This window comes from Rhizobium sp. SVR5-2C (genome assembly GCF_056755115.1).
This window is the reverse complement of record NZ_JBNDHT010000410.1, coordinates 1-269: the sequence shown is the minus strand read 5'-3', so window position 1 is coordinate 269 and position 269 is coordinate 1. Positions and strand designations below refer to the sequence as shown.

Genomic DNA, 269 nt, shown 5'->3' with positions numbered 1-269 from the left:
GGCAATGCTCGACGCCGGTTTAACACCGTACAGCGTGATGGTTGAGCAGTCGTCATCCTATACGTCGGGTATTGAGCTGATGCGTCAGGCACGACGCGAGTATCCGCAACTGGACGGTATTTTCTGTACCAACGATGACCTTGCGGTCGGTGCAGCGTTCGAATGCCAGCGTCTGGGGCTGAAGATCCCCGAAGACATGGCGATTGCCGGTTTCCACGGCCACGACATCGGCCAGGTGATGGAACCCCGTCTGGCGAGCGTCCTGACAC

The 269-nt window shown here is 58.7% G+C and carries 1 protein-coding gene; it reads left to right on the top strand.

The annotated features are described in order from the left end of the window. The coding region (locus tag ACPYOI_RS36315) for a substrate-binding domain-containing protein (RefSeq protein ID WP_481424206.1) at window positions 1–269 on the top strand (269 nt) is incomplete at both ends.